The organism is Herminiimonas aquatilis (assembly GCF_042665175.1).
Lineage (GTDB): Bacteria > Pseudomonadota > Gammaproteobacteria > Burkholderiales > Burkholderiaceae_D > Oxalicibacterium > Oxalicibacterium aquatilis.
On record NZ_JBHTCC010000002.1, the window covers coordinates 60,610 to 73,517 of the forward strand.

General features: G+C 50.6%; 15 protein-coding genes and 4 pseudogenes. 6 read left to right on the top strand and 13 right to left on the bottom strand.

What is annotated here, in order from left to right; translation table 11 throughout:
- The first annotated feature begins 45 nt into the window (after positions 1 to 45).
- Together ACFQO0_RS09775 and ACFQO0_RS09780 are read left to right on the top strand one after the other, a co-directional pair.
- Complete coding sequence (locus ACFQO0_RS09775; protein ID WP_012078762.1) at positions 46 to 744, top strand: haloacid dehalogenase type II; 699 nt, start codon at positions 46 to 48, stop codon at positions 742 to 744.
- 90 nt (positions 745 to 834) lie between these two features.
- Positions 835 to 1,221 carry a hypothetical protein gene (locus ACFQO0_RS09780; RefSeq protein WP_143710531.1) on the top strand — a complete coding sequence of 129 codons (387 nt, stop codon included), beginning with the start codon at positions 835 to 837 and terminating at the stop codon, positions 1,219 to 1,221.
- Between the two features lie 152 nt (positions 1,222 to 1,373).
- Here ACFQO0_RS09780 and ACFQO0_RS09785 read toward each other — a convergent pair.
- From ACFQO0_RS09785 to ACFQO0_RS09795, 3 genes and pseudogenes are all read right to left on the bottom strand, one after another.
- Positions 1,374 to 2,260: pseudogene (locus ACFQO0_RS09785) on the bottom strand (methyl-accepting chemotaxis protein); the annotation flags it as partial.
- Between the two features lie 90 nt (positions 2,261 to 2,350).
- A complete protein-coding gene (locus tag ACFQO0_RS09790) occupies positions 2,351 to 2,575 on the bottom strand; it encodes an MCP four helix bundle domain-containing protein (RefSeq protein ID WP_041296388.1) in 225 nt (74 codons plus the stop codon).
- Positions 2,576 to 2,616: 41 nt separating this feature from the next.
- Positions 2,617 to 3,366, bottom strand: a complete 750-nt coding sequence (locus ACFQO0_RS09795) for an SDR family NAD(P)-dependent oxidoreductase (RefSeq protein WP_041296387.1) — start codon at positions 3,364 to 3,366, stop codon at positions 2,617 to 2,619.
- Positions 3,367 to 3,488: 122 nt separating this feature from the next.
- Between ACFQO0_RS09795 and ACFQO0_RS09800 the strand changes: the two genes are divergently transcribed.
- Positions 3,489 to 4,406: a LysR family transcriptional regulator gene (locus ACFQO0_RS09800; RefSeq protein ID WP_012078759.1), complete on the top strand. Its 918-nt coding sequence runs from the start codon at positions 3,489 to 3,491 to the stop codon at positions 4,404 to 4,406.
- A 138-nt stretch (positions 4,407 to 4,544) separates the two neighbouring features.
- On the opposite strand, the gene ACFQO0_RS09805 is transcribed toward ACFQO0_RS09800, so the two are convergent.
- From ACFQO0_RS09805 to ACFQO0_RS09815, 4 genes and pseudogenes are all read right to left on the bottom strand, one after another.
- The gene (locus ACFQO0_RS09805) at positions 4,545 to 5,195 is read right to left on the bottom strand and encodes a formylglycine-generating enzyme family protein (protein ID WP_012078758.1); all 651 of its coding nucleotides are present in this window, start codon (positions 5,193 to 5,195) and stop codon (positions 4,545 to 4,547) included.
- A 486-nt stretch (positions 5,196 to 5,681) separates the two neighbouring features.
- Positions 5,682 to 5,912, bottom strand: a pseudogene (locus ACFQO0_RS16920) (DUF6386 family protein); the annotation flags it as partial.
- Positions 5,894 to 6,175 carry a DUF6386 family protein gene (locus ACFQO0_RS16925; RefSeq protein WP_049831491.1) on the bottom strand — a complete coding sequence of 94 codons (282 nt, stop codon included), beginning with the start codon at positions 6,173 to 6,175 and terminating at the stop codon, positions 5,894 to 5,896. The gene ACFQO0_RS16925 and the pseudogene ACFQO0_RS16920, both read right to left, overlap by 19 nt.
- Before the next feature lie 62 nt (positions 6,176 to 6,237).
- Complete coding sequence (locus ACFQO0_RS09815) at positions 6,238 to 6,897, bottom strand: glutathione S-transferase family protein (RefSeq protein ID WP_041296861.1); 660 nt, start codon at positions 6,895 to 6,897, stop codon at positions 6,238 to 6,240.
- An 83-nt stretch (positions 6,898 to 6,980) separates the two neighbouring features.
- On the opposite strand from ACFQO0_RS09815, the gene ACFQO0_RS09820 reads away from it, so the two are divergent.
- Entirely contained in the window at positions 6,981 to 7,463 is a 483-nt protein-coding gene (locus tag ACFQO0_RS09820; RefSeq protein WP_012078756.1) for a winged helix-turn-helix transcriptional regulator, read from the top strand.
- Between the two features lie 157 nt (positions 7,464 to 7,620).
- Here ACFQO0_RS09820 and ACFQO0_RS09825 read toward each other — a convergent pair.
- Positions 7,621 to 7,793: pseudogene (locus tag ACFQO0_RS09825) on the bottom strand (IS21 family transposase); the annotation flags it as partial.
- 93 nt (positions 7,794 to 7,886) lie between these two features.
- Between ACFQO0_RS09825 and ACFQO0_RS09830 the strand changes: the two are divergent.
- Positions 7,887 to 8,021 (top strand): annotated as a pseudogene (locus tag ACFQO0_RS09830) (SDR family oxidoreductase); the annotation flags it as partial.
- A gap of 128 nt (positions 8,022 to 8,149) precedes the next feature.
- Here ACFQO0_RS09830 and ACFQO0_RS09835 read toward each other — a convergent pair.
- Entirely contained in the window at positions 8,150 to 8,518 is a 369-nt protein-coding gene (locus tag ACFQO0_RS09835; RefSeq protein ID WP_012078755.1) for a winged helix-turn-helix transcriptional regulator, read from the bottom strand.
- Between the two features lie 94 nt (positions 8,519 to 8,612).
- Between ACFQO0_RS09835 and ACFQO0_RS09840 the strand changes: the two genes are divergently transcribed.
- Positions 8,613 to 9,164, top strand: a complete 552-nt coding sequence (locus ACFQO0_RS09840) for an NAD(P)H-dependent oxidoreductase (protein WP_012078754.1) — start codon at positions 8,613 to 8,615, stop codon at positions 9,162 to 9,164.
- Between the two features lie 334 nt (positions 9,165 to 9,498).
- On the opposite strand, the gene ACFQO0_RS09845 is transcribed toward ACFQO0_RS09840, so the two are convergent.
- The 4 genes from ACFQO0_RS09845 to ACFQO0_RS09860 all read right to left on the bottom strand — a co-directional run bounded on the left by ACFQO0_RS09845 (position 9,499) and on the right by ACFQO0_RS09860 (position 12,741).
- Positions 9,499 to 10,449: a PDR/VanB family oxidoreductase gene (locus ACFQO0_RS09845; protein WP_041296385.1), complete on the bottom strand. Its 951-nt coding sequence runs from the start codon at positions 10,447 to 10,449 to the stop codon at positions 9,499 to 9,501.
- Positions 10,450 to 10,458: 9 nt separating this feature from the next.
- Positions 10,459 to 10,953, bottom strand: coding sequence for an MOSC domain-containing protein (locus tag ACFQO0_RS09850; protein ID WP_012078752.1), 495 nt, complete (start codon positions 10,951 to 10,953; stop codon positions 10,459 to 10,461).
- A gap of 1 nt (position 10,954) precedes the next feature.
- Positions 10,955 to 11,350: a Rid family detoxifying hydrolase gene (locus ACFQO0_RS09855; protein WP_012078751.1), complete on the bottom strand. Its 396-nt coding sequence runs from the start codon at positions 11,348 to 11,350 to the stop codon at positions 10,955 to 10,957.
- Between the two features lie 71 nt (positions 11,351 to 11,421).
- Positions 11,422 to 12,741, bottom strand: a complete 1,320-nt coding sequence (locus ACFQO0_RS09860; protein WP_012078750.1) for an MFS transporter — start codon at positions 12,739 to 12,741, stop codon at positions 11,422 to 11,424.
- Positions 12,742 to 12,908 lie beyond the last annotated feature (167 nt).

Below are 12,908 nucleotides of genomic sequence, written 5' to 3' on the forward strand. Positions count from 1 at the left end.
TCAGCTGCGGCTCAGGGGCCGCAATATTATTAAGGAGAGCAGTAAATGAAAAATATCCAGAGCATCGTCTTCGACCTTTATGGCACCTTGTACGATGTGCAGTCCGTCAGCACCGCGTGCGAAGAAGCCTATCCCAATATGGGCGACGCCATTGCCACATTGTGGCGGCAAAAGCAGCTGGAATACACTTGGCTGCGCAGCCTGATGGATCGCTATGTGAATTTCGAAAACGCGACCGAAGATGCGTTGCGCTACGCCTGCGGACACCTCGGGCTGAAGCTCGACGAGACATTGCACCGCCGCCTCAGTGATGCTTACTTGCGCCTCCAACCACATCCTGACACGCCAGGCGCTCTGCGCCGCCTGCATGACGCCGGCTTCCCTTTGGGAATCATCTCCAACGGCTCCACCGCTTCCATTTCGCAAGTGGTAGAAAACTCGGGATTAGGCTGGGCGTTTGACCAATTAATAAGTGTTGAATCTGTACAGGTCTTCAAACCGCATTCAAAAGTCTATGCATTGGCCGAAAGCCGTATGGGGCTACCGCGCGAGAACATCCTTTTTGTTTCGTCAAATGCATGGGATGCAACAGCGGCGGCACATTTCGGCTTCCCTGTGTGTTGGGTAAATCGGCGCAACTCAGTGTTTGACGAAATGGGCACACGGCCCACATACACTGCGCCAAGCCTTCAAACGATGGCAGACATGTTGGTGGAACAGCACGACGCTCTGCGCACCGCCTGACCATCCGTCCGGTTGACATGCCGTTGCCGCTAGCTGCGGCATGTCGCATACCGGTCCCCCCGACCTATCGGCGTTGTCGCCTCAGCTTCCATGATCGATTATTTATCGCGGTTATCGTTGGGCCGCGCTGTTCTTTGGTGCTATTTCATCTGGTACAGCCTTGCCATCGCCTGGTATTTCGATCCCTCGCCCACACTGTGGTTAACTTCGCTCGGTATTGGCACTATGATGGGTTTCGGCCTGCTTTTCAGCACCACCGGTTTTCCCTTTACACCGACCAACCTCGGAAAATGGCAGGTATGCCGATTCTTCTTCATGCCGTTTTGCGTATCTAGCTTCTCAGCAATCGTGAAGGGGCACGGATTCACGTTCATTGTTTTTCCGACGTCCAAGCAAACCGCTATCGCTATCATGACGTGCACTATATTTTGCGTGCTAGTGATTTCTTTGAAAAGGATGAAAAGCGCAACATCATGAAAGCCAAATATCGCAAAACTCTGTATCAAGCCACGGCATTGATTCAGTTGTAGCTGTTGGCGTGCAGTTCTCTCGGAGTATTGCCGTGGACCACACTTAAAACTTACCGCCAAGGAAAGCTTTAGTACCTAATGACTTAAATATTTATATTTTTATGTAGGTAACGGTAATGCCTTTGGAAACACAGTCCACTCAACCGTGCTTGCCGGCATGTGTTTCGAATGCATTCTATTTAACCGGAAGACGCTCACGACATTAGCTAAAGCGATTGCCTGCTCTTTCAATGATTCAGCTGCTGCAGCCGCTTCTTCAACCAGCGCGGCATTTTGTTGCGTAACCTGGTCCATCTGGGCAACTGCCTGATTGATTTCATGTATCCCCGCACTTTGCTCCTCGGATGCAGCTGCGATTTCACTCATGATGTCAGTACCTGCTTTGCGCTTCTCGCAATTTCACCCATTGTCTTGCCAGCCTCGACTTTCTCAACTGAATCAGCAATGAGGATGCGAATATTCTTGGCTGCAACTGCGGAACGTTGCGCCAAACTTCTTACCTCACCTGCAACGACTGCAAATCCTCTTCCTTGTTCACCAGCACGTGCTGCTTCAACAGCTGCATTTAATGCAAGAATATTCGTTTGAAAGGCGATTCCATTAATCACCGCAATGATGTCCGCGATTTTCTGAGCTGACGTTTGAATGAATGCCATGGTTTCGACTACTTCGTTGACTACATTCACTCCTCGACTGGCGGTTGTCGATGCTGCAACTGCTAATTGGTTTGCTTGACGAGCGTTGTCCGCATTCTGTTTGACGGTCGACGTGAGTTGCTCCATAGAGGATGCTGTTTCCTCCAGCGAAGAAGCTTGCTCTTCCGTTTGTGATGAAAGATCAAGATTGCCTGATGCAATTTGGTTGGATGCCATCGCAATCGTCTCAGTACCGGTTCTTGCTTGACTCACGATACGCACCAAATTGCCATTCATTTCCCTCAACGCACCGAGCAACTTGCCTGTTTCGTCGGTGGGCGTCACCTCAATCTCGCGTCTCCGATGCTGCGTCATATTTTTTTCGTGCGTCTAGAATTTTCTGAAATTCTTTTTGAATGTTACTTTTTTCTTGCGCGAGAACTAAAGTCCCATTACTTTCAAAACTATATGGACCGATTCAGACATGTCCTGGAGAAGATTCATTTTGTCGACGTTGTCTTCGACGATCGTATTAAGGCGATCATGAATACCTCCCATGCCCAGCAGTCCTGTCACCGTTAACGCTCCCATCAATACAAGGACAAAAAAGAAACCAATCTCTAATCGCGAGCCGATACCAAAGTTAGAAAATGTCATCTTGTTCATCTAAGAGTTTTGTTTGTCGAAAGCAAGTCGATGGCATTGGGTTATTGTGCTGTATGGCCACCGTCGACAGCAATGCTCTGTCCGGTGAGGTAACTCACCTTGTCGCTTGCGAGAAACACGATGGTCTGTGCGATTTCATCCGGAGTAGCGGCACGACCTGCTGGTATCGTGGCAAGGAAGCCCGCCTTGTTCTCTTCACTGCCGCCGACGAAGCGGTCAAGCATTTCGGTGGCGACGGGACCAGGTGCTACGGCGTTGACGCGCACACCGGCAGCAGCACCCTCGAGTGCTGCACTTTTTGTGAGTCCTTCGACTGCGTGCTTACTAGCCACGTAGACCGATGCGCCCGCAATACCAACCTTTCCCGCAACTGACGAAAGATTGATGATTGAGCCCGACCCTTGCGCTAACATCACGCGCATCTCATGCTTGAGCGAAAGCATCGTGCCCAGCACGTTGACCCCAAAGGTTTCTGCATAGTTGGCCGCCGACTGCTCGACGATCGGTGCCAGCTGGCCTTCAGTACCTGCGTTGTTAACCGCCACATCAATGCGACCAAAGCGTACAACTGTTTGTTCGACTAAATTGCGTACGTCCGCTTCGAAACGCACATCTGCGAGCAAAAACTCTGCTTCGTTGCCTAGTGCACGAAGTTCTGCGGCAAGCGCATTGCCGGCTTCTTCACGGCGACCACTTACTGCAACGCGATATCCCTCACGAGCGAATGCGAAAGCGGTCGCGCGACCAATTCCTGTTAATGCTCCGGTAATAAGAACGGTAGGTGTATTCATTTCATTGCTCCTCTGGTTGGTATCGCGTTTTGCGATGCCTGAACTTTGATTGATTCCCGAAAAAAGATATAGATGGAGTATGCTCATATAACTAATTCCAATTAGGAATATATAAGGCATAAATGGACAAGCTTCAGGCAATGAAAGTTTTTGTGCGAGTGGTCGAGGCAGGAAGCTTTTCGGCAGTGGCCCACGAGTCAGATACGACGCAAAGCGCAGTAAGCAAACAGGTAGCCGCGTTGGAGCGGGAACTGGGAGTGCGGCTGCTGACGAGAACCACACGCTCGCTCGCACTGACTGAAGAAGGCGAACGCTACTTTGAACAATTACGACGTTTAATTGCAGAGATTTCCGAAGCAGAAGGTGAACTCCAGCGAGGCGAGCAACAGCTAACAGGTTGGTTAAGGATTGCTGCGTCTGTAGGCTTCGGACGTCTCAAACTCATGCCATTGGTACAGTCGTTTCTCGCTGAGCATCGTGGAGTCAAGATTGATTTGCGTCTGCATGACGGTTTTATAGACCTCGTGGAACAAGGGATAGATGTGGCGGTACGTCTTGGCGACCTACCTGACAGCAGCTTGATAGCACGGCGCGTGGGAACAGCCTCTCGGATGCTGATGGCTCATCGCAGCTATTTAAGATCTTTACCAAAGGGGACTAAAACCCCTATTACTCCGGACGATTTGTCGGAACACAATTGCATCGTCTACACGGAGCTGGCAATGCGAAATACCTGGAACTTTAAGGCGGGTCCCGGAGCTCCAGATGCAATAGGAACTACACGTATCGTTCGGGTTGAAGGCAATCTACAAACCAATAGTAGTGAAGTCATCAGAGCGTCAATACTGGGCGGCATGGGTATCACTTATTCGCCAACTTGGCTCTTTGAAAAAGAATTGGCTAGCGGCGAGGTTCAGCGGATACTCCCAGACTGGGAAACGCTACCCATACCGATTCAACTCGTGAGTCCACGGGAACGTCGACACTCGGCCAAGGTCAAGGCTTTCGCTGAACACGTCGGTCAGAAATTAAGTTCGTAGATAAAGTTAGCTTTACAACATATGTGACTGTCCGCTATTGGCCGATAGAGGACGTCTGCTCTCACCCCAAAGCCGACGTTTGAACCGGGCTCAGCCTTGCGTCCTCCTGACCGATAACTCAGGGCGTGAAGCGGCCCTTCAAGCCGGGCGCGCGACTCGGAAACCCAGGTCATCGATGGCGAAGGTCGGATGGCTGCGGCGCCGGTTGGTGACCAGGCAGCCGCGCTCCAGATCGTCCCAGCCCCCGCCGCGAAAGACCCGGTACTCGCCGTACACCTCGGGGTCGTACAGGTCTTGACACCATTCCCACACATTGCCCAGCATGTCATGCAGCCCCCAGGCGTTCGCCGCTTTGAGGCCGACCGGCTGGGACGCGCCCGCAGCATTGCCGCGGTACCAGGCGATGTCATCGAGTTCGCCGTAGCGCGGCTCCCGGGTGCCGGCGCGGCAGGCATACTCCCATTGTGCCTCGGTGGGAAGCCGATAGCCGCGCGCTTCTGGCAGGAGCGTAACCGCCTGGCCATCGGCTGCGATCGCGTACGACGCTGCCAACCCCTGGGACAATGACAGCAGATTACAGTAGCGCACAGCATCGATCCAGGAGACATTCACCACGGGGTGCTGGGCTGTTGAGCCCGGCTCTGGCGCGCCCCCGCTCAACTGGGCGTATTGCGCCCGCGTGACGGGATACTTGCCGATAGCAAAGGGCGCCAGCGCGACCACCCAGCTCTGTTGCTTGCGGTCGTCGCGGAGATTGATGCTGCCGGGCGGAATGCTGATAGTTTCCATGCTTGATGAAAGGAAGGGGTAATCCGGCATTCTAAGTGCAGGTCGTAGCCGCACGCGTATTTCTCAGCACTTTGCCGACAGGAGTACATCACCGAGTGACTGCAAACGCCCCAAACCGGCCATTGCTACAAGAGGTACTACAAGGCAATTGCTCTCAACCGATGACCGCTCGGCAACTCCGATTCCGAGACATCGCTCATCACTCTAAGCGGCATCGCTAAAGGGCGATCGACAAATTCCTGATCAGTCAGCGGATCTAGACATTCGACGATCAACCAGTGAGCCTTCAAGGGATCAGGGCAACCCGCGCAAAAATCTAGAAGCACGGCGTCGCGCATCAGCTTCTGACAATCCATCCGATTCTGGCTGCGTAAGTTTGCTCAGAAGTTGGATCAAGCGATCTTTGCTGAGTTTTTCTTTCATTGCCGCCTCAACCTCCTTAGCTCTTCTATGTCATCTCTTGGCCGATTGCTTCCGCGCGCTTTGTCATGTCCGGATTGGAGAAACAAACCCGTTGATAGCTGCGCCGTTTGCAGCGCCAAAGCAGAGCAAAACGTCAGTGCCCATCCGCAGAACCGACAATAGACAAGTCCCACGTTCAACGTCCAAAAAGACCCCACCACGCACGCCTTCTGGCTCTAGCCCATCCGAAGTCACTTCTTCAGCAGCGCCCACGAATACCCGCCCCGATGGTACCTTTAGCATAACGCTGGCCTGCGGTGTTGGTAGGTGGTCCTAATGGTGACCGAGAACATTCCATCGCCCCCCAGCCCCACAAACGCGACGTTTCCCAAGTTAAGTTCCTCCAACTCGCTCTGCGGGGTGCACCACCAATCCGCATCGTCATTCAAGCGATGCCTCATGCACGCGACATCGAAAACGCACATGGTCGACGTGTCGGTTACAAAAGTGAATTCAGCTCTCAAATTTGTCTTCCCCAGTAAGAACGCGAATGACTGCTTCTGGCCGAGACGAGACATCCACTATTGCCCCAACGCCAACTTAATCAAAGCTCCGCCAAGGGCTTGTTGCTCGCATTACTTCAGTCTCGGTCAGGCGCTCCAAGAGGAAAGTACGGACGGAAATAGCGCGCCTCGTCCACTGCCCGTGCAAAGGACGGGCGGGCAAGTAACCTCGCACGGTATCCGAGTAGCACTGGAAACGCCTCAGAAATCTGATGCGTCCAATCCGCATAAAACAGCGAGGGCGCGGCTGCACAGTCCGCGAGTGTGAAGTCCGCACCTGCGGCCCAAGTTTTGCCGGCAAGCTGTCCTTCAAGCCACGCATAGGCGCGCTCCAACTTTTCCACAGCAAGCGCCAATTCTTCCTGGCGCTTCACAGGATCACCCGTCAGCGCACCGCCTACCGCATGCTGTACTGGACTCATCACATGCAGGTCGAAGAACCGGTCGAGAAAACGCACGTCAAGCGCAGCCATCCGATCGGCGGGTAACAGGTGCACTGGCCCGGGATGCACGAGCTGCAGGTACTCGATAATAATGCTGGTCTCTGCTACGCTGCGCTCGCCGTCCACCAGCAAGGGGAACTTGCGTAGCGGCCAGCGTCTCAGCCACTCGACCGAGTGCTGCGGCGTTTCTGGCCCCAGACAGAGAAATTCGAAAGGGGTGCTGTTCTCATACAATGCGACAAGCACTTTCTGCGTGTATGAGGAGAAGGGATGACCGTAGAGAATGAGTGACATATTTAACCACTTGTAGTTTGCAAGTGGTTGTAGCATATTCTTATGTCTTTCATATTGCAAGTACCTGACTAAGGAGATCGGCCGTGCCGCAGACAAATCGATCAGGCTGTCCAATCAACCTGACTCTTGAGCAGTTGGGTGATCGTTGGAGTTTAATAGTCATCCGCGACGTGATGTTCGGTAACAGGCGCAGCTACGGCGAGCTGCTTGCCCAAAGTGAGGAAGGTATCGCCTCGAACATTCTCGCGAACCGGTTGAAGCGCCTAGCTGCGGCGGGGCTATTGACGAGATGCCCTGATCCTGAACACAAGCAGAAAGGGATCTATAACCTAACTGAACCAGCCATCCAGCTTGTGCCCCTGCTCGCCCACATGGCGGCTTGGGGGCGTCATCATACTTCCCCTAGTAAGGAATTATCCGTGCGCGCGGAGCTGCTGGAAAAAGGCGGTATGCCGCTTTGGAATGCTTTTATGGTTGAGTTACGCCATCTTCATCTCGGCGCAAAACGTCCTAGACGCTCTGTGTTTGGCGAGCTACAGGCCGCTTATGAAAATGCAATGCGATAACTTAAAGCGATCAGCGTCCATAATTTGCATCCCATGAATGCGGGATACGCTGCTCTCAATGCGCATGCGATCATCTCGCCATGAACTTATTTCGCTCCGAGATTTCGCATCCTGTTGATTTGCTCGCAAAATTGACCCTCTCTAACTGATCCAGTTTCCACTGTCTAGCGAAGGCTGCGACCCGGTCATACGGCCCTTCATATCCCAACGCACACAAGTCAATGTGTATCTGTTTCAAGGTCCGACGTTGTTTACGTAACTTCGTTGCCTCAGTCTTCAACCAGGCGAAAGCTTGAACGCGTATTTATTGAGAGAAGTCGGAGAACGTCGATCATTCCAATCTCCTACTCACTTTGGTAAGTAGAATTGTGTTCTAAACGTGGGTCAGTTTTCAATACAAATCAACAGCTACCCATACCAATTCAACGGGTGATTCCGCTTGCTCGTATGGGACGTCCGGAAGAAGTGGCCGCAACCGTCCTCTTTCTTGCGTCAGACGATAGTAGCTTCGTCGCAGGCATTGAATTGAGTGTCGACGGCGGCATGGCACAAGTTTAATACTTGAACATGATTTTTTAGGTGCGCGACATGTTCGTGCGATCTAAATTCAGTACTGTTTGCAAAAAGGTCTATGCCACAGCGGTTGGCATAGACCTTTCTCATTTCTATTTTCCCAAACACACTGCTTATTCTGAAAATAGATGTGCTGTAGTAGCTAGTCGTCGTTGACGAGCTTCAGTAACGGTCTCGATATTGTCGTGCCCCCAATCACACATCGCTGTGATTATTTTTTCCAGCGACAAGCCAAAATCGGTAATTTTGTATTCGACCCGCGGCGGCACTTCGGGATAAACGGTACGTTCGATGATGCCATCACTCTCCAGCTCGCGGAGCTGCTCGGTCAGCACCTTTTGCGAGATGTCCGCCATTGCCCTCCGCAACTCTCCAGTTCTGTGAGGTTGTTCGAAGAGATAGCAAAGTATTGAGCATTTCCATTTTCCGCCAATCAGAAAGATCGTTGCATCAATAGGGAATTTAAATTCAGAAGATTTCATATGGAACCTGTAGGTTATCAAGGTACAAAAAAGTGCCTACTTTTCAACTGCGCTATGCGTCAGTAGTATGCAATTTTTCGTTTGGAAGGTCATCATGAAACTCAACAAGACACTCGTTATCGTTACCCATCCGGACATAGAAAATTCTGTGGTCAACAAACGATGGGCTGAAGAGGCACATAGAAATTTGGATTTTGTTACCGTTCATTCGATTTATGATCGTTACCCTGATATGAAGATCGATGTCGGTGCGGAACAGAAACTGTTACTGAATTATGACGTTATTGTGTTTCAGTTTCCTCTCTACTGGTTCAGCACCCCTCCACTTCTCAAGATGTGGTTTGACGAAGTTCTGACTCAAGAATTCTCCTATGGTAGACAAGAAAATGAACGAAATCTAAGTGGAAAGCGCATTGGCATTGCGGTGTCTGCCGGAATCAAGGAGATAGACTTTACCAAAGACGGACGTTACGAAGGCACTCTCACTGATTATCTACGGCCACTCATATCGACAATGGATTACATCAGCGCGAAACCACTCCCTGTATTTGCGTATTATGGAGTGGAGTTTGGAATTTCTAACGATGATCTAGAGAGCAGCGTCGAGCAATATTTACAATTCCTCAAACATTCAGCAGTTGCGTAACTCAACGCTTGGCATTATTTTTAGATGAGTTTCGTACGGCAGTCGTACCAAATACGAAAGTAACTACCAGTAATATCTGCTTTGGCCGATTGCACGCATTTTTAAACGCTTTTTCAGCGTCAATTACAGAATGTTAATTTTGCGAGCAAATCAACAACTGCGTCACTTAATGTTCGAGGAAGCCGAACTTTCTGGACGTTTTTAAAAATAAGTGTGTGCGCTAACTCGATGGAGCATTTTTAAAATGAAAAATCAGCTCGCTTCTGACTTACATCTTGAGTTTCTTGAACGAGATTTCGTTATCTGTTTCTAGATAACGAAATCTTAATGACGCCTACAATTCAAGTGTTACTGAGACTCTCGCTCGCGATACACAAGGCATCATTCGGTCCTGTCTAGCAGACACATTTAGTATGGAATCTCGGTGTATTACAACACCCTCCGAGTATCCGCATTCGCAGGACCCACATACGCCAAGACCACAAGAAGTAGCGACGTTGAATCCATTTTGATGCAACGCCTCCAGCGCAGATTGATTGGCTGCAACACGAATGACATTTCCGGTTGACGCAATCTTTATATCGAAAGGTTCAGGCTTGAAATTTTCATCCAGCGTTGCGGAAAATACCTCAAAGTGAACCTGGCTCTCTGGCCAGCTTTCTGTTGCCTGCCGCACCGCATCCACAAGTTTGCCAGGCCCGCAACAATAAATATGCGTCCCTTCCACAGGGGGGCCAATTTCGTTTACATCAAAACGTCTGCGTTCATCTCCATTGCTAGCCCACAGATGCAAGTTCTCCTGCACCACTGTTTGCTGAAGAAACGTCAGCAACGGTGCATCAGCAGCGGACCTGACGCAGTAATCAAGCTGGAATGGAACATTCGCATTCTTCGATTCGATAACCATGGAAGCGAATGGCGTAATGCCTATACCTCCGGCAATAAAAATATTGCGCGTCGCTATTGGGGAAATCGGAAAATTATTTCTTGGTGCAGTAACGTGCAGGACAGAGCCGAGGTCAACTTGTTCATGCATCCAGCGCGATCCACCGCGGCCTGAATCTTCTCTGCGTACTGCGATTTTATAAATCGTATCGTCTGCAGGATTGCCACAAAGAGAATACTGTCGAATCTTGCCGTCCGGGAGTCGCACATCAACGTGCGCGCCAGCAGTCTGTCTGGGTAAGGCGGACTTGATTAGATGCTTTAATGTGTAGATTTTGACGGTAGGCGTATCTTGCACGATGTCCGTCACCATTAACTTCATAATAATTCTTGCTGTCATATTTACGCCTTATTCGTCTATCGGCTCAATCATTGCACCAGGTTTGATAAATCCGCCAACTTCAATCGAGCAATTCAACCCAGAGCGGTTATAAAGTGGCAGGTACAGCGGCATACCCAGCAATTCCTCAAGGTACTTGCAGGGAAAATTGAGCCTGCCACCTTTGAGAATGACATCACCGACACGGAATCTTTTTCCAACCAGATGATTAAGAGGGACGCCGCGCACTGTCAAGTTACGCCTGTGGTCCTCAGGCTTGAGCAAGATGGCCTCAGCCTGTAATGGCGGATCATTGCGCGCCAGCGCATCCAGCACGTCGATATCAAACAGCGTAACTTCACGGATATCCGGCTTGGGAGAGTAAGTACCGGTACCGTTATAGTATCGATCCCCGACAATGCCCTTGCCGGCAATCAGTTCCGCTACCTGCAACTCCTCCATTTCATAGGACGCCGACGGAGCAATGTGTATGTGCAGCAGTTTGCCGCCAGACCACTGGATCATTTTAGACTCCCTTCAATTTCGCAAGCGCTATGGCTTCTACTTCAACCAGCACATCTTTTGGCAATCTCGCGACTTCAATTGTCGAACGTGCTGGTGGATCGCCGGGGAAGTAAGTCGCATAAATCGCATTCATCAGAGGGAAGTCATTCATGTCCTTCAGGAACACCGTCGTTTTCAGAACATCATCCATGCTGGCTCCCGCTGCTGCCAGTACCGCAGCCACATTTGAAAGTGACTGCCTGGTTTGCGCTTCAACGCCTTCAGGAACCGCTCCTGTTTCAGGATTAATCGGAAGCTGTCCAGAGCAAAAGGCAAATCCCAATGCCTGGGTGCCTTGGGCATAAGGCCCAACAGCTGGTGGTGCATCTGGAGTGGAGATGGTTATCTTGTTTGTCATTATTAATCCTTGTTTAATTTTTTACGAAAATTCCGGCCGAACATGCAATCGCATTTCGGCCCTTTATAAAATCACTTCAAGAGTGCTTCATTTTTGGTTTCGCGAGCAAAGAACGCAGCCGTGAGCGTAATGAGCGCCAGCAGGATGAGCATGATGGAGACGCCGGCAGTGCCGCCCAGGTATCCGGCCAGAGCTGTAGCGATAATCGGACTCAAACCACCGCCGATTGCCGCCGCCACCTGGAATCCGAAGGATGCACCGCTATAGCGAACATTGGCGCCAAACAGTTCCGGGAAGTAGGTCGCTTCCGGCGCAAACATCAGGCCGTGGCCCATACTCATGGCAACAACAACGGTGAGAATGACGGCCTCAGGCGTGCGCATTTCCATAAACAAGAACAGCGGAAACGCAAAGGCAATCGTGAATAAGGCGCCAATGAAATACAGTGGTCGACGTCCGATTACATCAGACAAATAACCAAACAGTGGGATGGTCACAATTTCTACCATGGCAGCAATAAGGATTGCCTCCAGAATCAGCGACTTCGGCAGTCCCAGGGTAGTGGTTGCGTAGACAACCATGAATACCGTCAGCATGTAGACCCAGGAAACCTCGGAAATTTTCAAGCCTATGGCGATGAAGAATGTACGCGGATGTTTCAGGATGACGTCCATGACAGGACTTTTCGATAATGCCTTGCGCATCTTCATGTCTTCGAAGACCGGAGATTCTTCAACATTCTTGCGGATGAATATGCCGACAATGATCAGTACGGCGCTAAGCAAAAATGGAATGCGCCAGCCCCAGCTCAAGATGTCTGCCTCAGGCATCTTGGATACGAAGGAAAACACCAGCGTTGCGATTACAAGGCCGAGAGGGAAGCCAACCTGGACCAGACTTCCATAAAAACCTCGACGGTTCTTTGGAGAATGTTCCAGCACCATCACTGCAGCCCCACCCCATTCACCACCCAGTCCTATGCCTTGAATAATGCGCAGGGTGATCAACAAGATAGGCGCCCATATACCAATTTGGCCGTAAGTAGGTAGCAAACCAATGAGGAAGGTCCCGATACCCATCAGGGCCAGAGTAATCATCAGTATCGATTTCCGCCCGATGCGGTCCCCATAGTGGCCGAAAATTGCGCCGCCCAACGGTCGTGCCAGGAAACCTACCGCGTAGCTACCCAGTGCGGCGAGCGTTCCTAACAAGGGGTCGATATTGGGGAAGAACAATTTATTAAAAACCAATGCTGCGGCCATACCGTAGATAAGAAAGTCATACCACTCGATAATGGTACCTATCGCACTTGCGAAGACCACCGACCTGATTTTTTGCTTTTCTGCCCGCGGATTTACGGTAGAGGCAGTTGCGCTTGCGTTGAATGCCATGCTCATTTCCTTAATGAAAAAGTGATTGGGAAAATAAACGGCATAAATATGTGCTCATATTAGGAAACATTTTTTGTAAAAAAATGTTTAATTTTTATCGTGCTTTAATTAAGTGCACTAATTTACCTATAGGATTCTATATTTTGCCGACTTAGTCATTACTGCAT